Source organism: Kitasatospora sp. NBC_01250, assembly GCF_036226465.1.
Lineage (GTDB): Bacteria > Actinomycetota > Actinomycetes > Streptomycetales > Streptomycetaceae > Kitasatospora.
The window spans coordinates 686,964-708,468 of sequence record NZ_CP108476.1 but is presented as its reverse complement, the minus strand read 5'-3'; the positions used below and the strand labels follow the sequence as shown (position 1 = coordinate 708,468).

At 72.8% G+C, this 21,505-nt stretch carries 21 protein-coding genes; 10 read left to right on the top strand and 11 right to left on the bottom strand.

Translation table 11 applies throughout. The features are described from left to right. Window positions 1-29: 29 nt before the first annotated feature. Window positions 30-1,028: a hypothetical protein gene (locus OG500_RS03390; RefSeq protein WP_329576362.1), complete on the bottom strand. Its 999-nt coding sequence runs from the start codon at window positions 1,026-1,028 to the stop codon at window positions 30-32. 218 nt (window positions 1,029-1,246) lie between these two features. Between OG500_RS03390 and OG500_RS03385 the strand changes: the two genes are divergently transcribed. Further along, window positions 1,247-1,429, top strand: coding sequence for a thiomuracin/GE37468 family thiazolyl RiPP peptide (locus OG500_RS03385; RefSeq protein WP_327064854.1), 183 nt, complete (start codon window positions 1,247-1,249; stop codon window positions 1,427-1,429). A gap of 219 nt (window positions 1,430-1,648) precedes the next feature. Here the strand turns inward: OG500_RS03385 and OG500_RS03380 are convergent, their stop codons facing one another. Continuing rightward, entirely contained in the window at window positions 1,649-2,413 is a 765-nt protein-coding gene (locus OG500_RS03380) for a YqjF family protein (protein WP_329576357.1), read from the bottom strand. A 56-nt stretch (window positions 2,414-2,469) separates the two neighbouring features. Then, window positions 2,470-3,144, bottom strand: coding sequence for a TetR/AcrR family transcriptional regulator (locus OG500_RS03375; protein ID WP_329576355.1), 675 nt, complete (start codon window positions 3,142-3,144; stop codon window positions 2,470-2,472). 80 nt (window positions 3,145-3,224) lie between these two features. Here OG500_RS03375 and OG500_RS03370 point away from each other — a divergent pair, with 80 nt between their 5' ends. The 6 genes from OG500_RS03370 (at window position 3,225) to OG500_RS03345 (ending at window position 11,130) form a co-directional block, all read left to right on the top strand. Beyond that, the gene (locus tag OG500_RS03370) at window positions 3,225-4,097 is read left to right on the top strand and encodes an SDR family NAD(P)-dependent oxidoreductase (RefSeq protein ID WP_329576352.1); all 873 of its coding nucleotides are present in this window, start codon (window positions 3,225-3,227) and stop codon (window positions 4,095-4,097) included. Between the two features lie 558 nt (window positions 4,098-4,655). Continuing rightward, entirely contained in the window at window positions 4,656-5,846 is a 1,191-nt protein-coding gene (locus OG500_RS03365; RefSeq protein ID WP_329576349.1) for a glycosyltransferase, read from the top strand. 186 nt (window positions 5,847-6,032) lie between these two features. Further along, complete coding sequence (locus OG500_RS03360; protein ID WP_442906994.1) at window positions 6,033-7,646, top strand: ArnT family glycosyltransferase; 1,614 nt, start codon at window positions 6,033-6,035, stop codon at window positions 7,644-7,646. A 160-nt stretch (window positions 7,647-7,806) separates the two neighbouring features. After that, the gene (locus OG500_RS03355; RefSeq protein ID WP_329587380.1) at window positions 7,807-9,816 is read left to right on the top strand and encodes a galactose oxidase early set domain-containing protein; all 2,010 of its coding nucleotides are present in this window, start codon (window positions 7,807-7,809) and stop codon (window positions 9,814-9,816) included. Window positions 9,817-9,848: 32 nt separating this feature from the next. After that, the gene (locus tag OG500_RS03350; protein WP_329576347.1) at window positions 9,849-10,358 is read left to right on the top strand and encodes a hypothetical protein; all 510 of its coding nucleotides are present in this window, start codon (window positions 9,849-9,851) and stop codon (window positions 10,356-10,358) included. 190 nt (window positions 10,359-10,548) lie between these two features. Further along, the gene (locus OG500_RS03345) at window positions 10,549-11,130 is read left to right on the top strand and encodes an SGNH/GDSL hydrolase family protein (protein ID WP_329576346.1); all 582 of its coding nucleotides are present in this window, start codon (window positions 10,549-10,551) and stop codon (window positions 11,128-11,130) included. Between the two features lie 35 nt (window positions 11,131-11,165). Here OG500_RS03345 and OG500_RS03340 read toward each other — a convergent pair whose 3' ends face one another. Then, complete coding sequence (locus OG500_RS03340; RefSeq protein WP_329576343.1) at window positions 11,166-12,107, bottom strand: alpha/beta hydrolase family protein; 942 nt, start codon at window positions 12,105-12,107, stop codon at window positions 11,166-11,168. Window positions 12,108-12,315: 208 nt separating this feature from the next. Between OG500_RS03340 and OG500_RS03335 the strand changes: the two genes are divergently transcribed. Beyond that, entirely contained in the window at window positions 12,316-12,918 is a 603-nt protein-coding gene (locus OG500_RS03335) for a TetR/AcrR family transcriptional regulator (RefSeq protein ID WP_329576340.1), read from the top strand. Window positions 12,919-12,961: 43 nt separating this feature from the next. Here the strand turns inward: OG500_RS03335 and OG500_RS03330 are convergent, their stop codons facing one another. The 5 genes from OG500_RS03330 to OG500_RS03310 form a co-directional block, all read right to left on the bottom strand. Beyond that, window positions 12,962-13,387 carry a hypothetical protein gene (locus OG500_RS03330; RefSeq protein WP_329576337.1) on the bottom strand — a complete coding sequence of 142 codons (426 nt, stop codon included), beginning with the start codon at window positions 13,385-13,387 and terminating at the stop codon, window positions 12,962-12,964. A 97-nt stretch (window positions 13,388-13,484) separates the two neighbouring features. After that, the gene (locus tag OG500_RS03325) at window positions 13,485-14,870 is read right to left on the bottom strand and encodes a DUF4331 domain-containing protein (protein ID WP_327064844.1); all 1,386 of its coding nucleotides are present in this window, start codon (window positions 14,868-14,870) and stop codon (window positions 13,485-13,487) included. Between the two features lie 92 nt (window positions 14,871-14,962). Further along, window positions 14,963-15,289 (bottom strand): hypothetical protein, encoded by a 327-nt coding sequence (locus OG500_RS03320; RefSeq protein WP_327064843.1) that lies wholly within the window; start codon window positions 15,287-15,289, stop codon window positions 14,963-14,965. A gap of 531 nt (window positions 15,290-15,820) precedes the next feature. Next, window positions 15,821-16,702 (bottom strand): ferritin-like domain-containing protein, encoded by an 882-nt coding sequence (locus OG500_RS03315; protein ID WP_329576333.1) that lies wholly within the window; start codon window positions 16,700-16,702, stop codon window positions 15,821-15,823. Beyond that, complete coding sequence (locus OG500_RS03310; RefSeq protein WP_329576330.1) at window positions 16,699-17,556, bottom strand: ferritin-like domain-containing protein; 858 nt, start codon at window positions 17,554-17,556, stop codon at window positions 16,699-16,701. Before OG500_RS03310 ends, OG500_RS03315 begins: the two co-directional genes overlap by 4 nt. 203 nt (window positions 17,557-17,759) lie before the next feature. Here OG500_RS03310 and OG500_RS03305 point away from each other — a divergent pair, with 203 nt between their 5' ends. Beyond that, window positions 17,760-18,404 carry an HAD family hydrolase gene (locus OG500_RS03305; RefSeq protein ID WP_329576327.1) on the top strand — a complete coding sequence of 215 codons (645 nt, stop codon included), beginning with the start codon at window positions 17,760-17,762 and terminating at the stop codon, window positions 18,402-18,404. Between the two features lie 77 nt (window positions 18,405-18,481). Beyond that, a complete protein-coding gene (locus OG500_RS03300; RefSeq protein WP_329576324.1) occupies window positions 18,482-18,976 on the top strand; it encodes a nucleotidyltransferase domain-containing protein in 495 nt (164 codons plus the stop codon). A 47-nt stretch (window positions 18,977-19,023) separates the two neighbouring features. Here the strand turns inward: OG500_RS03300 and OG500_RS03295 are convergent, their stop codons facing one another. Further along, window positions 19,024-20,541, bottom strand: coding sequence for a sensor histidine kinase (locus tag OG500_RS03295; RefSeq protein WP_329576321.1), 1,518 nt, complete (start codon window positions 20,539-20,541; stop codon window positions 19,024-19,026). Next, entirely contained in the window at window positions 20,538-21,281 is a 744-nt protein-coding gene (locus OG500_RS03290; protein ID WP_329576318.1) for a response regulator transcription factor, read from the bottom strand. Before OG500_RS03290 ends, OG500_RS03295 begins: the two co-directional genes overlap by 4 nt. Window positions 21,282-21,505 lie beyond the last annotated feature (224 nt).

Sequence of the window (21,505 nt, the reverse complement as noted above, 5' to 3'; positions counted from 1 at the left end):
GCTGATCACGCCGCCTCCGCCGGCGCCGGTCACGCCGCCTCCGCCGGTGAGGCGCTCAGGAAGCGCCCGGTGGCCAGCTCCAGCACCGCCGCGCCGGAGGACGCCGACAGGCCGCCCGCCTGCTCCTGATCGTCCAGCCCCGCCACCCGACGCAGCAGGTGCAGGCAGAGCTGGTTGGCCGCGAGCGCCGCGACCGGGCCGCCCAGGTAGGGGCTCGGCTGCTGTTCCGTGCCCTTCCGGGCAGTTCCGTCCTCAGAACCGTTCCTCGGCCGGGAGGCTGACGTATCGTCGACCCTGTCCACCGAACTGATCAGCACCTGCGTCCCCGAGGCGACCGCCTGCCCGTACCAGGCCCGCGAACGAGCCGCCACCGAGCGGACCCGTGCCGACCCGTCCCCGTCGGACACGTCCGCGCCGAGGAGGATCACACCCGTATCCCCGGGCAGTTCTGAAACCTCTCCGTACAGTTCTTCGTAGCGAAAGCGCCCCCCCGCTTCACGGAGGAGTTCGACGCATTCGCGCAGGCGCGGCAAATCCAGGCCTCCTGGTCCGCTGCGGTCGTCGTTTCGTGCGACGAGGAGACGGACGTGCTCAATTCCCGAAGCGAGCAGAGCAAGAACCAGCGCACTCGCCAGTCGGCCGGAGCCGGTCACCACGGGTGCGCATTTCCGATAGCGCTCGAAACGGTACTCGGGGGAGTCGGTGCGCAACGCGATGAAGTCGATCATCGAGGCGTGCCGGGTGCGGACCTCCGGGCTCAGGGTGTGCGGCAGATCGGCGGCGGCATCACGCACGAACCCTTCCCGCGCGAGCAGTTCGACCAGCGTGCGGACGTGCTGCGCCGCCTGCGGCGGCAGGTCGGCGACGAGTTCGCCGGTGCTCCGGCTGCCGTCCAGGAACGGTCGCAACCGTTCGAGCCAGGGGTAGAGGCCGGGCGCCGGAAGCGCCACCGTGTGCCGCGGGCCGCGGATCACCACACCCTGATCGCTGGGCAGCAGATGCGTGTCGGGAAGCAGCCTGGGCCTCATCACCACTCCCCTCGGGATTACGGCGGTATTGCGCGAAGGCGCGCACGGGAACACCGGCCAAAGCTCCGCTCATGGCCTCTCGGTGACCGAGACTAGCCGAGCAAAATGGTCTAGTCCATGCCCTTCCCAGAGCCCGATTCCTCAACTACTGTCCCAACCGGACGCCATTCCGGCGCCCGGTTGTTGACACCACGTCACATAAGAAAAGGAGGGTTCTGATGAACGAGTTCAAGCCGTCGTTGGCCGCTGCGGTCGCCGACCTCGCGTTGGAGCTTGACCTGGCCTCGCTGGCCGGCGACGAGCAGAGCCAGTCGCTCACGGCGGGCCACGGTATGACCGAGGCCAGCGCGTCCTTCTGCTGCGCCCCGCCGCCGAACTGCTGCAACTGCAGCTGTTCCTGATCCGGCTGCGTGCCGGGCGGGGTCAGTCCGCCCGGCACGCGCTGATCCAATCTAGGGCCTGGGCCCGCCCGCTGTCGCGGGTGGGGCCCAGGCCCTGCGGCATGCGCCCCGGGTATCGGCAGGGGTCCCGTTCAGGACCCCGCGCTGCCGCGCCGCCAGTGCTCGGCCCGTCCGGACGGATCCGCGAGTCTCGCACACCCGTCGGCGCCCGGGCTGGTGTCAGGGGGTGGGCAGGCCGCCCGGGCGGGCGGGGCGGCCGAAGCGGACCGGGACGCCGGGGGAGTGGAGCACGCTCACCGGCGGCCCGACCGGTGCCGGCAGCCCGGCGGCGGTCACCAGCTCGTCCTCGCAGTGCAGGAGTTCGGCCCGGTGGAGCGGCCAGCGCGGGTGGGTGTTGGGCAGGTACACCGGCCGGCCGAAGAAGGCGTTGTGCATGCCCCAGCGGGCGGTCAGGAAGTGTTCGAGCTCGGTCGGCTGCCCGATCCGCTCACCGATGCGCACCGCGATCCGCGAGCGCGTGCCGCGCGGCCCCGGCCAGCGCCGGCTGCTGGTGTAGCTGATGGTGTCCGCCTCGCGGTCGATCGCCATCTTCGCCCACATGTAGGGCAGTCGGAAGGCGCTGCGGGCGACGGCCACCGGCAGCAGCCGGGAGGCCTCCAGCGAGCGGAACACCACTCCGCGCCGGCCGTGGCGGTCCACCGAGTAGAGCCGCACGTTGGTCTCCGGGAACGTGCCGAGGTACGGGATGCCCGGGACCTTGAACCAGCCCACCCGGTACATCCGGAACGCCACCAGGCCGATGTAGGTGAGGCCTTCGTGGGTGTCCGGCACGGTTCCGGGCGGCAGCAGCGGTGCCACGACCGCGGGGTCGGCGGCCCAGTGCACGAACGACAGGTCGAGCCAGGACTGGGTGAGCAGCGTGTCCGGCACCTCGCGCACGGCGTCGGGCGTTATCGGCTCCGCGGGGGCAGGGGCGAGCGACATCGAAGCAGCATCGCACAGACTGCCGGACGTCGGAACGGGCGCTGCCGCGCTGCTGGTCAGGGCCGCGGCTGCGGCTGCCCGTGGGTCATCCCGGTGATCGTCGCGGTCAGGATCCGGGCCAGGCGCGGCTCGACCTCGACGACCGCGTGGGCCAGGCGCGGGTCGCTGCGGTAGAGGGCGGCGACCTCCGCGGGCGGCGTCGCGATCTGCCACAGCGCCCCGGCCAGCGCGACGGCGGTCGCGATCAGGTCGCCGGTCTCCCGCTCGCCGAGGGCGGGCAGCCGTTCGCGGACGACGGCGGTGATCGGCACGCGGGCGGCGAGCGTGCCGAGCTTGAAGTCGCGCACCACGTCCAGCGAGACGTTGCGCTCCAGGGTGAGCGGCGCGTGGGCGAGCAGGTCGCAGAAGAGCCCGCGGGCGGCGAGGGTCGCCGCGAACGCCTGCGCCACGCCCGCGGGGCCAGGATCGGGCTCCGCCCGCAGCCGCTCGGTGAGCGCCTGCGACCACTCCTGCCAGCCCTCGGCGGTCAGCAGCAGGAAGATCTCCTCGCGCGTCTCGAAGTAGCGCAGCAGGGCCGACTTGTGCATCCCGACGGCCGCGGCGATGTCGGTCAGCGTGACGCTCCGGATGCCGCGCTCACGGCCCAGAGCCCGGGCGGCCTCCAGGATCGAGGCTTCGCGCAGGCGCTTGGCCTCGGGCGATCGGGCGCGCTGGAACTCGGCGGCGTTCATCCCACGATAGTAGCGGAACGTCGTTGCGTTATTACCGGAACGCTGTTGCGTTATTAGCGCAACGGCGTTTTACTAAAGCCATGCAGCAGACCTGGTTCATCACTGGTTCCTCGCGCGGCTTCGGTCGCGCCCTCGTCAACGCGGCCCTGGAGGCCGGTGACTCGGTGGCGGCGACGGCCCGGCGGCCCGAGCAACTGGCCGACCTGGCCGAGCGCCACGGCTCCCGGATCCGCCCGATCGCCCTCGACGTGACCGACCCCGCGGCCGCCCGCGCCGCCCTCGCCGAGGCGCGGCAGCACTTCGGCGGCATCGACGTCCTGGTGAACAACGCCGGCTACGCCAATGTCTCGCCGATCGAGACCACCGAGGAGAGCGACTTCCGCGCGCAGTTCGAGACGAACTTCTGGGGCGTGTACAACGTCACCAAGGCCGCGATCCCGTTGCTGCGCGAGCAGCAGGGCGGGCTGGTCATGCAGTTCTCCTCGGTGGGCGGCCGGGTCGGCGGTTCCCCCGGCATCGCCTCGTACCAGGCGGCCAAGTTCGCCATCGACGGGTTCAGCCGGGTGCTGCGCGCCGAGCTGGCCCCGTTCGGCGTCAAGGTCCTGGTGGTCGAGCCCAGCGGATTCCGCACCGACTGGGCCGGGCCCTCGATGACCGTCCACGACATCCCGGCCGCCTACGCCGAGACGGTCGGCGCCGTCAACGCCCGGCTGCGGCAGAACGACGACGGCGCCGCCGGCGACCCCGTGCGCGCCGCCGAGATCCTCGTGCGGATGGCCAAGCGGGGCGACATCCCGCACCACCTGCCGCTGGGGGCCGGCGCGGCCGAAGCCTCGATCGCCCTGGACCGCCGACTCCTCCAGTCCGACCTGACCTGGCGCGAGGTCTCCCGTTCCGCGGACTTCACCGAGCCCTACCCCGCGCCGTTCCCGCCCGACGACCCCGCCGCCTGAGCGGGCCGGGCCGCGACCCCGGTCACCGCACCCCGCCTCCCCGCACCCCGCCTCCCCGCACCCCGCCTCCCCGCACCCCGCCTCCCCGCACCCCGCCTCCCCGCACCCCGCCTCCCCGCACCCCGCCTCCCCGCACCCCGCCTCCCCGCGCCCCGCCTCCCCGCGCCCCGCCTCCCCGCGCCCCGCCTCCCCGCGCCCCGCCTCCCCGCGCCCCGCCTCCCCGCGCCCCGCCTCCCCGCACCCCGCCTCCCCGCGCCCCGCCTCCCCGCGCCCCGCCTCCCCGCGTCACCCGGCGACGGCGGTGCGCGGGGGAGGCGTGCCCACCCGGAACTCCACCCGCTGCGGCGCCGATCCGGTGCCCTCTACCGCATCGCAGCGGCCACCCGTAGGTAACCGGACAATATTTGTGGAAACCGCCACCAACCCTTGGTCAAGGGTATTTAATCGCGGTGGAGAGCGGGCCGGTCCGGGGCGGGCGTCGGCGGACGGCGGGTGGCGAATGGGGGGAAGGTGCTGAGTTCCTTATTCATGATCGCGATATCCGGGATCCTGTTCTGGATGGCGGCCCTCACCCTCTGGTGGATGCTGCACGCGTGGCGGACGCCGGAGACCTTGGCCGGCACGAGCTTCGGCGCCGCGGACGGCCGCTGCGGCCTGAACTTCTCGCTGCTGGTGCCCGCGCGGCACGAGCAGGAGGTGCTGGAGCACACGGTCAAACGGCTGTTGGAATCCAGCCACACCGCCTACGAGATCATCGTCGTCGTCGGCCATGACGACCCGCTGACCGCGCAGGTGGCGGCCCGGCTGGCCGAGCAGGCGCCGGGGCGGGTGCGGGTGATCACCGACACCCACGTGGTCAAGAACAAGCCGAAGGCCCTCAACACCGCCCTGCCGTACTGCCGGGGCGAGGTGGTCGGTGTCTTCGACGCCGAGGACCAGGTCCACCCCGAGCTGCTCCGGCACGTCGACCACGCCTTCCGGGCCAGCGGCGCCGCCGTGGTGCAGGGCGGCGTCCAGCTGATCAACTTCCACTCCAGCTGGTACAGCCTGCGCAACTGCCTGGAGTACTTCTTCTGGTTCCGCAGCCGCCTGCACCTGCACGCCCGGCAGGGCTTCATCCCGCTCGGCGGCAACACCGTCTTCGTCCGCACCGAGGTGCTGCGCGCGGCCGGCGGCTGGGACCAGAACTGCCTGGCCGAGGACTGCGACCTGGGCGTGCGGCTGTCCAGCCAGGGCGCCAAGGTGGTGGTCGCCTACGACTCCTCGATGGTGACCCGGGAGGAGACCCCGGACACCCTCTACAGCCTGCTGCGGCAGCGCACCCGCTGGAACCAGGGCTTCCTGCAGGTCTACCGCAAGAAGGACTGGCAGCAGCTGCCCTCCCTGCGCCAGCGGCTGCTGGCCCGCTGGACCCTCACCACGCCCTTCCTGCAGGCGTTCTCGGGCGTGGTGATCCCGATCGACCTGGCGCTCGCGCTGACCGTGAAGCTGCCGGTCTCGGTGGCGCTGTTCTCCTTCGTCCCGGCCGTCCCGGCGCTGGCCACCTTCGCCTTCGAGGCCGTCGCCCTGCACGACTTCGGCGTGCAGTACGGCCTGCGGGTGCGCCCCGCGCACTACGTCAAGCTGATCGCCGGCGGACCGCTCTACCAGGTGGTGCTGGCAGGGGCGGCGCTGCGCGCGGTCTGGCGCGAGCACCGCGGGCAGCGCGGCTGGGAGTTGACGAGACACGTCGGCGCGCATCTGGGCTGACGGCCCGCGGAGAAATCCGCCGCTGCCGGCCCCGGGAATTCCACGGTGCGGGTACGGCAGATCGTCCGCGGGCCGAAACATCCCGCCGAATCCTCCGGGGCCGAACCTGTCGCACCAGCTATTCCGGGCCCCCTTTCGCCCGTCTTTCGTCCACCGGCCCTGCCATCCGTCGAGAAGGAAGAACCCTTGACCGCGCTTGTGGGCACGGCCTCCCGCGCGCCGATCACCCCACGGGAGATCCGGCCACCCCTCCTGAAGCGCCCGCTGCGCCGGCTGCGCTCGCTGCGAAGGCTCGGCCCGGACGGCCCGCTCGCCCTGGTCGTCACAGCCGCCGTCCTCGTGGTGCAGGCGTGCAACATCGCCGGATTCCCCGCCGTCAGCGACGACGAGGGGACCTACCTGGCCCAGGCCTGGGCCGTCCAGCACCACCACGGACTGGCCCCCTACACCTACTGGTACGACCACCCGCCGCTCGGCTGGCTGCAGTTGGCCGTGCTCTCCTGGCTGCCCGGCCTGTTCGCCCCGCCGGACCACCTCTTCACCGCCGAGCTGCGCATCGCGATGCTCCCGGTCACCGCGGTCAGCGCCCTGCTGCTCCACCTGCTGGCCCGCCGGCTCGGCCTGCCCCGCTGGTCCGCCGCGCTCGCGGTGCTGCTCTTCGGGCTGAGCCCGCTGGCGGTGGGCCTGCAGCGCGAACTCTTCCTGGACAACTTCGCGGTGCTCTGGCTGCTCGCGGCCTTCGTGCTGGCCGCCTCCCCGCGCAAGCACCTGTGGCACCACGTCGCCGCGGGCGTGTGCGCCGGGGTCGCGGTGCTCTCCAAGGAGACCGTCGCGGTGGTGCTGCCCGCGGTGGTGCTCCTGCTGTGGCAGCACTGCGACCGGACCACCCGCAAGTTCTCGCTGGTCGGCTTCGGCACCGCGCTGGCCCTGGTGGGCCTGGGCTACCCGCTGTACGCCCTCCTCAAGGGCGAGCTGATCCCCGGGCCGGGCCATGTCTCGCTGCTCGGCGGGCTGCTCTTCCAGCTCCAACGGGCGGGCTCCGGCTCGGTGCTGAGCCCCGGCTCCGGGGCCCACCAGGTGCTGGAGTCCTGGCTCTACTACGACCGGGTGCTGCTCCTCGGCGGCCTGGCCGTCACCCTGCCGCTGCTCTGCTCGCGCCGGCTGCGCGCCCCCGCGCTGGCCGTGCTGCTGCTGGCACTGGTGGTGCTGCGGCCGGGCGCCGGCTACCTGCCGGCGATGTACGTGATCCAGGCGCTGCCGTTCCTGGCGCTCGCGCTGGCGGGCGCGGCTCACCTGGGCGTGCGCCTGGTGCTGCACGCCGTCCCACGCCTTCGCCTGCGCCCGGTGCGCTGGGCCGTCGTGGTGCTGGCCGCCGCGCTCGCGGCCGGCTGGACGGTGCCGCGCTGGTACGCCGGCGACCGCACCGCGCTGACCGCCCACGCAAACGCGCCGTACGACGCCGCGGCCCGCTGGATCCGCGCCAACGTCCCCGATCCGGCGCACACCCGGATCACCGTGGACGACGCCCTCTGGCTGGACCTGGTCCACGACGGTTTCGAACCCGGCACCGGGGTGATCTGGTTCTACAAGGTCGACCTCGACCCGGCGGTCTCCCGCACCCTGCCGCAGGGCTGGCGCAGCCTCGACTACATCGTCTCCACCCCCACCCTGCGCCAGGACCCGGGCGACCTGCCCACCGTCCGCGCGGCCCTCGCCCACTCCACCGTCCTGGCCTCCTTCGGCGACTCGGCGGCGGACCGGGTCGAGGTCCGACGGATCGTCAAGGACGCCTCGCCGTAGTGGAACCGGCCGTCCGACCGCCCCCGACCCCCGGAGGAGCCCGCCTGTGACCCACCCGTCCGTGACACACCCGCCCGTGACCCGCCCACCGCTGGCACGCGACCGCCGCCTGCGGTCCTCCGTGCCGATCCACGTCGCGGTGCTCGCGCTGCTGGCGCTGATGCTCGGCGCGCAGCCGGCCTTCGCCGGCGCCAACCTGCTGGTCGACCCCGGACTCGAGACGCTGGACGCCAACGGGTTCCCGGTCTGCTGGGAGCAGTCCGGCTGGGGCAACGGCACCGTGAACTACTCCGTCACCTCCGACGCGCACAGCGGCACCCGTGCCATGCGGATCACCGTCGCGGGCGTCACCACCGGCGACCGCAAGGCGATGATGGTGGAGAACCCGTCCTGCGCGCCCTCGGTGACCCCGAACCACCAGTACGACCTGGGTCTCTGGTACACCACCACGACCCCCAACACGGTGGTCACCGCCTTCCGGCACGACATCGCCGGCGGCTGGCAGTACTGGACCGACCTGGAGACCCTGCCGGTCACCGGCAGCTACACGCACACCAGCGTGCGCACCCCGGCCGTCCCGCCGCACACCGACCAGATCAGCTGGGGCGTCACGGTCTACGGCAACGGCACGCTGACCACCGACGACTACACCATGGAGGACGCCACCGTCCCGGCCACCGGCACCGCCTGCACGGCCGGCGACGCCTGCACCGCCGGCTCCTGGCAGGTGATGCCGTTCCTCAACCCGGTGCGCAGCATGCACGCGATCGTGCTGCACAACGGCAAGGTGCTGCTGATGGCCGGCTCGGGCAACGACCCGATGGCCTTCGCCGCCGGCACCTTCACCTCGGCCGTCTACGACCCGGTGACCGCCACCTTCACCCAGGTCCCCACGCCCGCCGACATGTTCTGCTCCGGCCACGTGCAACTGCCCGACGGCCGGGTGCTGATCGTGGGCGGCACCAAGTCCTACCCGGCCGCCGACGCCAGCCACGGCTACGAGGGGCTCAACACCGGGTACGTCTTCGACCCGGCGACCCAGACCTACACCCGCACCAACGACATGAACGACGGGCACTGGTACCCCTCGGCCACCGAGATGGGCGACGGCGACATCATCAGTTTCGGCGGCCTGCGCGGGGACTCCAGCGGCAGCGTCACCACCGAGCTGTACTCCACCGCCGCACAGGCCTGGCAGCCGACCTCGCAGGTGCACCAGAGCTGGAACTTCTGGGGCCTGTACCCCTCGATGGTGCTGATGCAGGACGGGCGGCTCTTCTACACCGGCAGCCACGTCTTCGGCAACGGCACCCCCGGCAGCGGCGCCTCGATCTACGACTACAACGCCAACACCATCACCGACGTCCCCGGCCTGCAGAGCAAGGACACCCGCGACCAGTCGATGAGCGTCATGCTGCCGCCCGCCCAGGACCAGCGGGTGCTCACCGTGGGCGGCGGCAACATCGTCAGCAACGTGGACGCTGGCCGGCAGACCGACATCATCGACCTCAAGGCCGCCAGCCCCGCCTACACGCCCGGCCCGCTGCTGCCGCAGGGCAGGATGAGCGACGGCAGCATGGAGACCGGCAGCCAGGGCAAGATGTACGTCTCCACCGTGCTGCTGCCCAACGGCCAGGTCTTCGAGACCAACGGCGGCCTGCACAACCGGGCCGACCCGGTCTTCGAGGCCTCGATGTTCGACCCGGCCACCAACACCTTCACGCCCGCGATGGCCACCGACCCGATCCCGCGGACCTACCACTCCGCGTCCTTCCTGCTGCCCGACGGCCGGGTGATGACGGTCGGCGACAACCCGGGCAACGGCAGCTTCGACATGCACGTCTCGCTCTACACCCCGCCGTACCTCTACCACGGCGCCCGCCCGCAGATCACCGGCGTCGCCAACACCATGTGGTCCTACGGCTCCAGCCAGCACATCACGGTGGACGCCCCGATCGTGCGCGCCGAGCTGATCCGCCCGGCCGCCGTCACGCACTCCTCCGACCCCAACCAGCGCTTCGTCGACCTGCCGCTGAGCGTCAACGGGGACGGCAGCGTCAACCTCAACGTGACCAGCAACCCGAACCTCGCGCCGCCCGGGTACTACATGCTCTTCGCGGTCAACGCGAACGGCGTGCCGTCGGTCGCGCAGTGGATCCACCTGATGTGACGCCACCCCCCTCCCACGGAAAGGAGAACCGTGTGACCACCAGGACCCCGCGCCGCCGCGCCGCCGGCCCGCTGACCGTCGCGCTCGCGGCGTTGGGCACCGCCGCCGCAGGACTGACCCTGGCCCTGACGCTGCCCGCCACCACCGCCCGGTCCCACCCGGCGCCGTCGGGCACGGTGCTGACCGGTGCCGCACCGGCGGGCGCGGCCGCCCAGCAGCAGGGGCCGCAGCAACGGCCCGCCCCGCACGTCATGGACTTCGCCCAGGGCCTGGACGACCCGGCGAAGCAGCCGCCCCCGCAGGCCGACAGCACGCCCGTGCCGGCCACCGCCGACGGCTGCGACCACGCCTACGGCGACATCAACGTCTGCGTCCCGTGGACCTTCCCGCCCGCCGTGGGCACCGCCCCGGGCGCCGGCTGCCGCTGGCTCCTCGCCCACGGCTACCCGCCGCTGGCCGTCCACGGCCGCGACCGCCTCGGCCTGGACACCGACCATGACGGCACCGCCTGCGACCACGGCGACGCGGGAGCCGCCGGCTGAGCCGCTGCTGATCCGGCCGAACGAGTGGTGCCCCGGGCGCAGTTGCCCGGGGCACCACTCGTCAGCGCCCCGGGGCCCTTCCGAAGCGGCGAGAAGTATGATCGACTCCGTGCCTGCGCAGCCGAACGTCGCTGCCGGACACGGAACTCCTGGGGGTACTCGTCACATGGTCCAGCTCTCCGGTGAACCGATGACCTGGGTGATGACCGGCGACAGCATCACCCAGGCCGTCCTGCACACCCACGGCGCGCGGGGCTGGGTGGAGCACGTCCACGAGCGCGTCCGCTGGCAGCTCGACCGGCTGACCGACATCGTCGTCAACACCGGGGTGTCCGCCTGGCGCGCCACGGACGTCCTCGCCGCGTACGACCACCTCATCGGCCGCTTCGAGCCCGAAGTCCTGTCCATCTCGCTGGGCACCAACGACGCCCGCGCCGGGCTGGCGGGCCTCGCCGAGTTCCGCGAGTCGATGAGCGCGATCATCGCCAGGGCGGACGGCGCGCAGATCGTGCTCCACACGCCCGTCCTGGTCAGCCTGGCCGGGCGCGCCGCCCGGGCCGAACTGCCCGCCTACTGCCAGGCCGTGCGCGAGATCGCCGCGGAGACCGGCGCGCTGCTGGTCGACCACGAGGCGTACTGGCTGGCCCGGTTCCCCGACAGCGACCCCATCGCGTGGCTCGACGACCCGGCCCACCCCAACGCCGTCGGCCACCGGCACATGGCCGACCACACCCTGCGCACCCTGGGCCTGGGCGAACTCACCGAGCTCTGAGCACCGGGCCCCATCGGCCCGAGCGCCCGCCCGGCTCACTTGCTCTGCAGCGTCCCCAGCGGCTCGGGGTCGTCCGCCAGCGCGGTGGCCGCCGCCTGCCAGCCGCTGTCCCCGGGGTGGAGGGCGCTGCGCAGGAAGGCCGTGGTGAGCCGCTGGAGCAGGGCGACGCGGGCGGGGCTCTCGTCCGTCGTCTCGGCGGCCTCGTAGCCGGGGATCCCGCCGAGCGAGTGCTCCGCCCCGAACAGCGTGAGCAGGCTCTTGTCCCCCGGGCTGTGGGTGTAGGGGTCGGTGAACCAGTCCGGTCCGCGGGTGGACAGGTGGGACCGGTCGTTGTCACCGGCGACGATGAGCGCCGGGGCGGTCATGGTGTCGAAGGACGGCCGCATGAAGGGGAAGTGCTCGGCGGCGAACGGGGTCAGGTCGTCGCCCAGGCCGGTCAGGGCGAGCAGCACACCCGCCTTGACCCGGGGGTCGGAGAGGTCCTCGGCGGCCACGCCGTCGGCGTCGAGGACGCGCGCGCCCAGCAGCGTGCTCGCGCTCTGGGCTCCCCAGGAGTGGCCCGCCACGGCGATGCGGTCGCGGTCGAGGCGCCCGGCGAGGCCCGGCACGGCGGCCTCCAGCGTGTCGAGTCCGTCCAGCACGCGCTTGAGGTCCTCGATGCGCAGGCGCCAGATCCGCGGCGTACGGGGATCCTCGGCAGGGAGGCCGAGGGTCCTGGAGTCGAGGTGGGTGGGCTGCAGGACCACGAAGCCGTGGGCGGCCCAGAAGTCCGCCAGCGGGGCGTAGCCGTTCATCGAGGAGCCGAAGCCGTGCGAGAAGACGACGACGGGCAGGCCGTTGCCGGTCGCGGGGGCGGATATGCGGACCTGGAGGTCCTCGCCCCGGCCCGGGGCGGACAGGACGACCGGCTTGGCGGACAGCACCAGCGCGGGTGCGCCCGCGGTCTCGTGCGGGTTCGGGGTGTTCGAGTCGGACATGGAAGTGCCTTCCATTTCTTCGCGCTCGTGGATCGGTGGGCCCGGGGACGGCAAACAGTGGCAAGGGCGGCAAGGGGCGGCCCGGTCCTCGGGTCTGCCATCATGGGCTAAACGGAACCTTGCTCCGCTCACGATACGGAGCACTGTTCCGCTTTGCAACCTCGTGGTGGAACCCCCGTATTGGCACCCTCGTGGAAGGAGCGTCGCGTTGGACGACAGCGGACAGAGCACGGCAAGCGCAGCCGGATCCAGGCGCAAGGACGCCCAGCGCAACCGCCAGACCCTGCTGGAGGCCGCCGCGGCGGTCTTCGTCACCTCGGGCGTGGAGGCGCCGGTGCGCGACATCGCCGCCAGGGCCGGCGTCGGGATGGGCACGATCTACCGGCACTTCCCCACCCGGGCGGACCTCGTCATCGCCGTCTACCGCCACCAGGTCGACGCCTGCGCGGAAGCCGGGCCCGCCCTGCTCGCGGCCGGCCCGACACCGCACGCCGCCCTCGGGCGCTGGGTCGACCTCTTCGTCGACTTCCTGGTCACCAAGCACGGCCTCGCAGCCGCGATGCAGAACGACAACGCCGGCTTCGAGACCCTGCACGCCTACTTCCTCGACCGCCTCGTGCCGGTGTGCGCCCACCTGCTCGACGCCGCCGTCGCCGCCGGCGAGATCCGCCCCGACCTCGACGCCCTCCAGCTCATGCGGGGCATCGGAAACCTCTGCATCGGCGCCGACAGCGACCCGCGGTACGACGCGCGCCGCCTGGTCGCGCTCCTCGTCGCGGGACTGCGCAAGCCGTGCGAGCGCGAGGACTGACGGGACCGGCGCCGCGCGCCCGGCGGGAGCCGTCGGACAGGCCCTATGCCCGGTCCGCGGTCCGGGTCTGCTGCCCGGCGGCGGGGGCCCAGCGGTGCTCGGTGACCGCGCCGCCGTGGATGGTGAGGGTGCCTTCGGGCGTGTCGGCGGTGCGCCAGAGGGTGTAGTCGCCCTCGGGCAGCGGGGAGATGACCGCGCAGTGGACGGTGCGTCCGGCGAGGTGGCGGGGGCGGACGGCGGCGTGGGTGCGGGTGGCGTCCTGGCCGATGGGGCTGACCTCGATCTCCAGGCCGTCGGCTTCGGGCCCGGTGTGGATGATCAGCGCGCCGAGCGTGCCGCCGATCTCCAGGACGACGCTGCCCTCGCGGGAGGGCGCGGGCAGCGGGGCGTGGGGGTGGTCGGGCAGCGGGGCGTGGGAGTGGTCGGCGTGCGGGGCGTCGGAGTGCTGGTGCTGGTGCTGGTGCGTCATGGGGGGCTTTCGGGTTCCGTGGGAAGGCAGTTGAGGTACCGCAGGCGCTGCCGCGGGTGCGGGACGCGCCAGGCGCTCGCACCCGCGGCGGTCGGTGTCAGCTGGACGGGTTGTGGTAGCCGTCGTAGGGCAGCCCGAGGTACGGGAAGGTGGTGAGGTACGGGTTCTTGACGTCCGCGGGCGTGAGGCCGTCGGTGATCACGCTGGTCGCGCCGTCGGGGGTGAAGCTCGCGTCGACGAGGTGGTAGATGAGACCGGCGATCACGCGCAGCTCGATGGTCACGACGTCGTCGAAGACCCGGCGCCCGTTGGGGAATCCGGCGGCGTCGCCGGCGACCAGGCCCAGGATGTTGGGGTTGCCGGCCGGCGGGACGGCGACGTTCAGGCGCAGCATGTCGGCCTGGGTGTCGCCGGTGTAGTTCTGGAAGCCGGGGACGATGCCGCTGGGGATGCCGGTGAGCAGGACGGCGAGCAGGTCGGCGCGGGGCTTGCCGGAGGCGTCCAGGGCCGCGAGGTTGGGGAAGACGCCCGGGTAGAGCGCGGGCAGCAGGTTGGCGAGCTCGGGGTGGGCGACGTACTGGGCGAAGTTCTTGTCGTCCGCCGGCGGCTGGGTGTTCCACAGGTCCTTCTTCCCCATCGGGATGATGACCTCGTTGACGAGCGGGTTGCCCAGCCGGGAGACCTGGACGAAGGGACCGGAGGCGGCGTCGCGGCCGGCCGGGTTGAACACCCGGGCCTGGCGGCGGGCGGCGGTGGTCCACACGCCGATGGTGGCGTGCGGGTCCATCACGTCGGTGGGCTTGCGGTGGTCCCGGGTCAGGTCGGTGATCGGGACCTGCAGGGCGATGCTGTGGACGTTGAGCGCCTTGGTGGTGTTGACGCCGGGAGCGGGCTGGGTGAAGGCGGGCATGACGTGCAGCTGCTGGAAGGGGCGCAGCGTGGCCAGGTCGAAGATGGCGCCGAGGTCGACGTAGAAGCCCTCGGCGCGCTGGCCGGCGAAGACGTGGCGGTTGCCGTCGAGCTGGTGGACGGCCATGCCGGCCAGCGAGGTGTAGTCGGGGGTGGAGAGCGGGCCGATGTTGCACGGCGGGCAGGCGAGGTTCTCGGCCAGGACGCGGCGGCGCTCGCCGGCCTCGACGCGGGTGACGCTGTAGGTCTGGCGCCGGTTCCAGTGGGGGTCGTCCAGTGAGGTGATCGGCCCGGTGTTGTACAGGAAGGAGTCGGGGTTGCGGACCTCGACGCTGAAGCGGAACTCGTAACTGACGTCCGGGCGGCCGTCGTTGTCGTTGTCGATGTGGATGCTGTAGAGGACGTCCTCGCCGAACTCGTAGAAGTTCGGGCCGCCGGCCGGCCCCTGCAGGGGGATGTAGTTGGCGATCAGCGTGACGGTGTCGCAGTTGTCGGGACTGACGAAGGCGTAGACGTCGGTGCTGTCGGCGACCGGGTCCTTGGAGATCTCGGGGGCTTCGCGGTGGGACGACAAGGGAACCTCACAGGGTTGGTGCGTGGGCGGGACGGTGGGCCGGCCGCCCCCGGCGGGTGCCTGCCGGGGACAGCCGGGGTCTTGACGGTGCGTCAGCCGAGCGCGCGGACCAGGGCGGCGGCCAGGGCGGGGTCCTGGACGCGCTGGTGGCGGTCGCCGCTGTACAGGTCCAGGTCGCCGCTGCGGGCGTCCCGCAGGTGGACGATCATCGGCTCGGCGTGATCGGCCCGCACGCCGGCCGGTGCGGGCGCGCCCTCGCCCGCGGCGTGCTGCTCGGCGGGCCGGGCGAGGGCCGTGCCGGTGCCGGCGAGCAGGTTGACGGCCAGGCCCGCGGCTCCGACGGCGGCCGCCTGGCGCATCAGGTGCCGGCGGGAGAGGTTGTCGGGCGGGGTGTCGGCCGCTTGGGCTTCCAGGGACATGGTGTTCCTCCGAATCGATGAAGGGGACGGGGCGCCGCCGGCTCAGCCTGATCTGCCGCGTGCGAGGTGGCCGATCCCACCCCTGGACGCGCCGGGGTGGGAGTGACGATCGAAGAGGCGACGGCCATGGCACCAGGAAATGGCGGGCGGTCAGGGGGAAGTGAAATGCTGCCGGGCCGTCCGCGTCCAGGCGACACGCACCCGGCCGACCGGTGAGCCGCTCAACTGGCCCAACTCTCCGGCGGATCGGCGGCGTCGTGCCCGACCGTTCGAGTGAACCTCGCGGTCGGCGGCGATCAGGAGCAATCCGCACCGCGGTCGGTGCCGAATTCACGATGCGCGGCGAACTCTCCCGGGCGGTCGGGACAGACCGCCCGCAGTACCTCAACTCTCGCTGCACGAAAGGGCCACGGATGTCGACCGTGCAGGACACCACGACCGGTACGGACTCGATACCGCCCCCGGGTCCGGCCGCACGGATGCCCGGGCGCGGGGGAGTCGACCTTCGCGCCCGGGCGGCTGGGTGTGTCGTCAGACGGTCAGCAGCGAGGGGCTGGCGGCCTTGTCGACGGGCAGGAAGTCGTCGGGGACGGGGTATTGGCCGAGCACGTAGTTGAGGATGGCGGCGTGCATGGCCTCCACCGGCGCGATGGTCGCGGCGGTGGCGATCCCGGCCGGGCTGGTGACGTTGTAGGTCGCGAAGAGGTAGGTCTGCGCGGCCTGGTCCTCCAACTGCAGGGCGAGCTTGGCCACATCGCCGACGTTGGCGGCCTTGCCGAGGGCGGCGAGGGTGGCCGGCTGGTTGGACAGCGGCACGTCGGTGATGGCGGGCTTGCCGGCGCTGGTGAGGACGGCGTTCCAGGCCTGGGCGTGGTCGGCGTGCTGGGCCATCGCGGTGGTGACGAAGCCGGCGACCGCCGGAGGGACGGTGCCGAGCTTGCCGGCCTTGGCCGCGGCCAGGGTGGCCTGGTAGGCGCCCACGGCCTGGTTCTCCAGCGCGGTGGCCAGCGCGACCACCTTCAGGTCGCCGGTGTAGCGCCCGCCGGCCGCAGCGGAGGACGCCGTCGAAGCACCGCCGGCGGCGGACGAGGAGGAACTGGACGAGGTGCTGCCGGAGGAGCAGGCGGCCAGCGTCAGCGCGACCGCCGTCCCGCCGGCGCCGAGCAGGAAGCGCCGCCGCCCGCTGTCGCGCGGCGCGCCCGTGCGGCGTGCACCCTCGCGCGGCTCGCCCGTCTCCCGGGCACCGTCGCGCGGCTCGCCCTGCTGCCGGGCCCGGATCTCCTCGCTGAGGTCCCGGGCGCTCGCCCGCATCGCGGGCAGCGTCTCCTGGTGCGCCTCGTGCAGGTCACGGGTGAGGCGGGTCAGCTCGCCCTCGCTGAGGGGCAGGTCCCAGCCGTCCTTGGTGGTCGTCACTTCACGGCCCCTTCGCTGATCGGGGAGGCGCTGTCGGTCTTGTAGAAGGCGTCGGGGAAGCCGACGCTGCCCGCGGCGGCCGGCAGCTTGGCGGGGTCCACCGGGATGGTGATCAGATCGGCCGCGTTGCCGGCCAGCAGGGCCTGGACGGCGAGCAGCGTGGCCCGGTGCTGCGCCTCCACCGGCGCCACGGAGGCGAAGAGCTTGCGCAGTTGGGCGTCGCCGACCTGCGCGACGTTCTTGGTGTAGGTCTGCGCGGCCACGTCCTCCAGGGTGATCGCCAGCTTCACCACGTCCGCCGGGCCCTGGATGGTGGGCAGCGCCTGGTCGACGACGGCCTTGTACTTCGGGTCGGGGCCGTTCTGCGCCTGCCCGCCGGCCTGGGTCGCGGCGGCGTTGAACGCCTTCGCGTGCGCCTGGTGCTGCATGGTGGTCCTGGCGATGAACGCAGCCACCGTGGGGTTGCCGCTCTTGATGAACGACAGCCCCGCGGCGGTCTGGTAGACCGCCACCGCCAGGTTCTCGATCGAGGCGGCGGTCTGCAGTGCCATGATGTCGTCCGTCGCGACCGAGCCCGAGGTCGAGCCCGAGGTCGAGCCCGAGGTCGAGCCCGAGGCCGCGGCCGACGGGGAGGCCGAGTCGGCGAAGGCACGACCGCCGGCCAGCGCCGCCACCCCGGCGGCACCCGCCAGCACGGTGCCGCGCTGCCACCAGCGGCGCCGGACCGGTTCGTTCGCCTGCCCGAAGTCGATCAGGGCGCTGCGCGTGATGCGCACCGCGTCGCTGTTCAAGTCCTCGGACTGCTCGGTCAGTTCCTCGAGCAGCCGGGTATCGATGTGCTCTGTGGCCATCATGTCCCGTCTCACGTCGTGAACCCGCGATCGGTGCGGGCTCTCACGCCGTCGATTCGGTGTGACCCCCGGGGCGGATTGGTCGCCGGGCCGACCGGTTCCGGATTCACCCAGGGGGGTGACACGAGCGGACACGCATCCGAAGAGGCGGGCGAGAGCATCGCCGTACCCTGGGCGTCGACCACCACGATCAAGGAGCTCCGAGCATGCCGGTCCACCCCTACGACGCCGTGCTCTGCGACATCGACGGTGTGCTGCGGCACTGGCCCGCCCCCGGTCACGCCGATCTCGACCGCGCCCACGGCCTGCCCGCCGGCACGCTCGCGGCAGCCGCCTTCGCCCCGTCCCGCCTGCACCCCGCCATCACGGGGGAGACCACCGACGAGCAGTGGCGCGCAGCGGTGACCGCGGACATCGCCGACGCCTGTGGGTCGGTGGACGTCGCCCGGGCGATCGTCGCTGCCTGGTCCGAGCTCATGCCGCGCGTCGACCACGAGGTGGTCTCCCTGCTCACCCGGGTTCGCGACGTCATGCCCGTCGCCCTGGTCTCCAACGCGACCACGCGCTTGGAACAGGACCTCGCCCGCCAGGACCTGCACAACCTCGCCCACATCATCGTCAACACCGCCCGCATCGGCGTCGCGAAGCCCGACCCGCAGGTCTACCTCATCGCCGCCGAACGCGTCGGAGTCCCGGTCGACCGCTGCCTGTTCGTCGACGACACCGCCGCCAACGTCGCCGCCGCACGCGCCCTGGGCATGCCCGCCGTCCACCACCGCCGACCCGAAGACCTCCGCGACGCCCTCGCACCCGTCCTCGACCCGAAGCGCCCACGCACACAGGGGTGTTGACCCGCCAGTCGGCTCACCGACGGCCGCCGGCGTTGCGGTCCGGGCGCACCGGGTGCACCGGGCGGACTCCGGTACGGGTGGCGACCGTTGCCAGGTCGGTCCGGCCGTGGGGGTGGAAAACAGTCGACACCGATGGTGAGGCCGGCCGCGCCCGTGCCCTGGCCGAGGCGGACCTCCGCGCGGGGCCGCCGCCGCTCGGACCGGAGACGGTCGAGACGAAGAGGTACGCGCTGACGGACGCTCTGGACGATCTCGCCGATGCGGGCGACCCCGTCGAGTGCCTGGCGGTGGCGGGGTTCGTCCTCAACGCTGCGGCCGATCTGCTCTGCGACCACCAGCGCGCGTGGATCGGCGGCGGGAAGTGGCTGCCGCGGCGCCTTCTGGAGGCGGACGCCGAGCGTGGGGCCGCCCTGCTCGAAGCGCACCTGCACCTGTGCAGGTCGGGCGAGCCGGGGCCGATGATCGACGCGGCATCAGAAGTCCTCGACCTGGTCGGCGGGCCTCTTCGCGAGGGCTATCGCAGGACCTGGCACGGTGTGATCGAATCGCTTGCCGCGACTCCCAGGAGCTGACGGGCTGCGCTGGTGACCACCTCAGTCGCGCGGCCCGGCCGCGCCACTCACGCCTGCGGCAGCACCAGGCGGAAGGTGCAGCCCTGGCCGGGGCGGGTGTCGAGTTCGAGGCGTCCGCCGTGTCCTTCGGCGATGGAGGCGGCAATGGAAAGGCCCAGGCCGCTGCCGCCGTGCAGCCGGGAGCGGGAGGGATCGGCGCGGTAGAAGCGTTCGAAGACCTTCTCCGCATGGCCGCGGTTCATGCCCGGGCCTTCGTCGGCGACCTCGATGACGTTGATGCGGGTGTCCGGCGGCAGACCGGGCGAGGCGCTGGTGCGGCCGGGGCGGTCGGTGCCGCCGGTGCCATCGCCGGACCGGGTGGTGCCGACCCGCAGGTGGATCCGGGTGCCGGGCGGCGTGTGGGTGTGGGCGTTGGAGAGCAGCGCGGCGACCACCTGCCGCAGCCGGTGGCCGTCGCCGACGGTCTCGACCACCTCCAGCTCGCGGCAGCCGGTCGGATCGCCGGGCGTCCGCAGCGGGCCGAGGTCGATCGGGTGGGAGGGGCGGTGGAGCGCGGCGGTGCTCACCGCGTCCGCGCCGACGGAGAGCAGGTCGACCGGCTCGCGCTCGTAGCTGGGCTCGCGGTCGAGGGTGGCCAGCAGTTGGAGGTCGTCCACGATCAGGCTCATGCGCTCGGCGTTCTGGGCGACCAGGCGGTGCGCCTCGCGCTGCTGGTCGGGTGGCTGCGGATGGCGCAGCGCGAGTTCGGCGAAGCCCTTGATGGCGGTGAGCGGGGTGCGCAGCTCGTGCCCGGCGTCGGCGACGAAGCGGCGCAGCCGGTCCTCGGAGGCCTCGTGGGCGCGCAGGGCCTGTTGGAGTCGGTCGAGCATGGTGTTGAGGACGTGGCCGAGCCGGCCGATCTCGGTGCGCGGGTGGGTGTCCGGCAGCCGCAGGTCCAGTTCGCCGTCGGTGATGGCCTGGGCGGTGGCCTGCATCCGGGTGAGCGGCAGCAGGCCCAGGCGCACCACCCAGCCGCCCGCCGCGATCAGCACCAGGGCGGTCACGCCGAGCACGGCCACGTCCAGCCACCGCAGTTTGGACATCGCGCCCTCCACGGTGTCGAGCGGGAGGGCGGCCAGCCGGCTGGAGCCGTCGGGGCCGTTCTGCAGCAGGACCCGCCAGTGACCGGAGCCGGACTCCGCGGCCAAGGTGGTCGGCCGGCCCACGCTCAGGTCCAGGTCCGTGCGCCGGTCGGGCAGCCGGGGCCCGGCCTTGTCGGGGTCGCCGATCTTCTGGCCGAGCAACTGGCCGGAGGCGTCGTAGAAGTAGATCCGGAAGTCGGAGGGCAGCGGATCGCTCGCGCCGGTGGCCGGCGGCCCCGGCGGGTGGGCCGCCAGGGCCGACGGGTCGTGGAACATGGTGGGCGGCGGCTGCAGGCCGCGCAGCTGCTGGTCCACCCGGCCGGTCAGCCAGGAGCCCAGCACCTGGTAACCGATGAACTGGGAGACGAGCACGGCGATGGTGGCCAGCAGGGTCACGCCGATGATCAGACGGCCGCGCAGCGAGCGGCTGACGGAGATGCTCACGAGGGTTCCGTTCCCGCCTGGTCCCGGGGCAGCCGCAGGCAGTAGCCGACGCCCCACACGGTCTGGATCAGCGGGGGATCGAAGCAGTCGATCTTGCGGCGCAGGTACTTGACGTAGGTGAGGACGATGCGGTCGTCCCCGGCGAAGTCGTAGGACCACACGTGGTCCAGGATCTGCGCCTTGCTCACGACCCGCCCGGCGTTGGTCATCAGATACGCGAGCAGCTTGAACTCGGTGGGGGAGAGCGGGATGTACTGCCCGGCCCGGTGGACCTCGTGGGCCTCGGTGTTCAGGTCGAGGTCGGCGTAGCGCAGGATCTCCGGGGCCGGCGCGGTGTCGCCCTCGGCCCCGGAGACCCGGCGCAGGATGGCGTCGATCCGCAGCAGCACCTCCTCGATGCTGAACGGCTTGCTCACGTAGTCGTCCCCGCCGACCCGCAGCCCGGCGATGCGGTCGCCGAGGTCGGTGCGGGCGGTCAGGAAGAGGACGGGCGTGTCGTCGCCGGTGGCGCGCAGTTGCCGGGTCACCTCGAAGCCGTCCAGGTCCGGCAGCATCACGTCCATCAGGACCAGGGCCGGGGCCTGGCGCTCGATCTCCACCAGGGCGGAGCGTCCGGTGTCCGTACTGCTGACGGTGTGGCCGGCCAGGCGCAGCGCGGACTCCAGCAGCGCCCGGATCGCGGGCTCGTCCTCCACCACCAGCAGGCGGTACCCGTTCTTCTGTGCGTGGTGTTCCGCCATGCCCGGCGATGACCTCCTCGTGCCCGTACATCTGACAGGATCCGCCGGACCGGCCGTGGTTCTGGCCCTGATCATGGCCCCGGCCCCGGCCCCGGCCCCGGCTGTGGCTCCGGCTCCGGCCCTGACCGGGCCGGCAGGGCCGGCAGGGGCCGCGGCGAGCCAACACTGTAACCGCACGATCTGAGGACGGGCTGTGCGTGCGGCGGGTGCCGACCCGGGGTGGG

Bases quoted from the DNA above. Each gene is read 5' to 3' on its own strand.
- OG500_RS03320 (WP_327064843.1), bottom strand. From the start codon at position 15,289: ATGTCCCTGGAAGCCCAAGCGGCCGACACCCCGCCCGACAACCTCTCC.
- OG500_RS03365 (WP_329576349.1), top strand. From the start codon at position 4,656: ATGGCGGCCCTCACCCTCTGGTGGATGCTGCACGCGTGGCGGACGCCG.
- OG500_RS03345 (WP_329576346.1), top strand. From the start codon at position 10,549: ATGACCTGGGTGATGACCGGCGACAGCATCACCCAGGCCGTCCTGCAC.
- OG500_RS03390 (WP_329576362.1), bottom strand. From the start codon at position 1,028: ATGAGGCCCAGGCTGCTTCCCGACACGCATCTGCTGCCCAGCGATCAG.
- OG500_RS03375 (WP_329576355.1), bottom strand. From the start codon at position 3,144: ATGAACGCCGCCGAGTTCCAGCGCGCCCGATCGCCCGAGGCCAAGCGC.
- OG500_RS03340 (WP_329576343.1), bottom strand. From the start codon at position 12,107: ATGTCCGACTCGAACACCCCGAACCCGCACGAGACCGCGGGCGCACCC.
- OG500_RS03355 (WP_329587380.1), top strand. From the start codon at position 7,807: ATGCTCGGCGCGCAGCCGGCCTTCGCCGGCGCCAACCTGCTGGTCGAC.
- OG500_RS03370 (WP_329576352.1), top strand. From the start codon at position 3,225: ATGCAGCAGACCTGGTTCATCACTGGTTCCTCGCGCGGCTTCGGTCGC.
- OG500_RS03310 (WP_329576330.1), bottom strand. From the start codon at position 17,556: ATGATGGCCACAGAGCACATCGATACCCGGCTGCTCGAGGAACTGACC.
- OG500_RS03290 (WP_329576318.1), bottom strand. From the start codon at position 21,281: ATGGCGGAACACCACGCACAGAAGAACGGGTACCGCCTGCTGGTGGTG.
- OG500_RS03305 (WP_329576327.1), top strand. From the start codon at position 17,760: ATGCCGGTCCACCCCTACGACGCCGTGCTCTGCGACATCGACGGTGTG.
- OG500_RS03385 (WP_327064854.1), top strand. From the start codon at position 1,247: ATGAACGAGTTCAAGCCGTCGTTGGCCGCTGCGGTCGCCGACCTCGCG.
- OG500_RS03330 (WP_329576337.1), bottom strand. From the start codon at position 13,387: ATGACGCACCAGCACCAGCACCAGCACTCCGACGCCCCGCACGCCGAC.
- OG500_RS03380 (WP_329576357.1), bottom strand. From the start codon at position 2,413: ATGTCGCTCGCCCCTGCCCCCGCGGAGCCGATAACGCCCGACGCCGTG.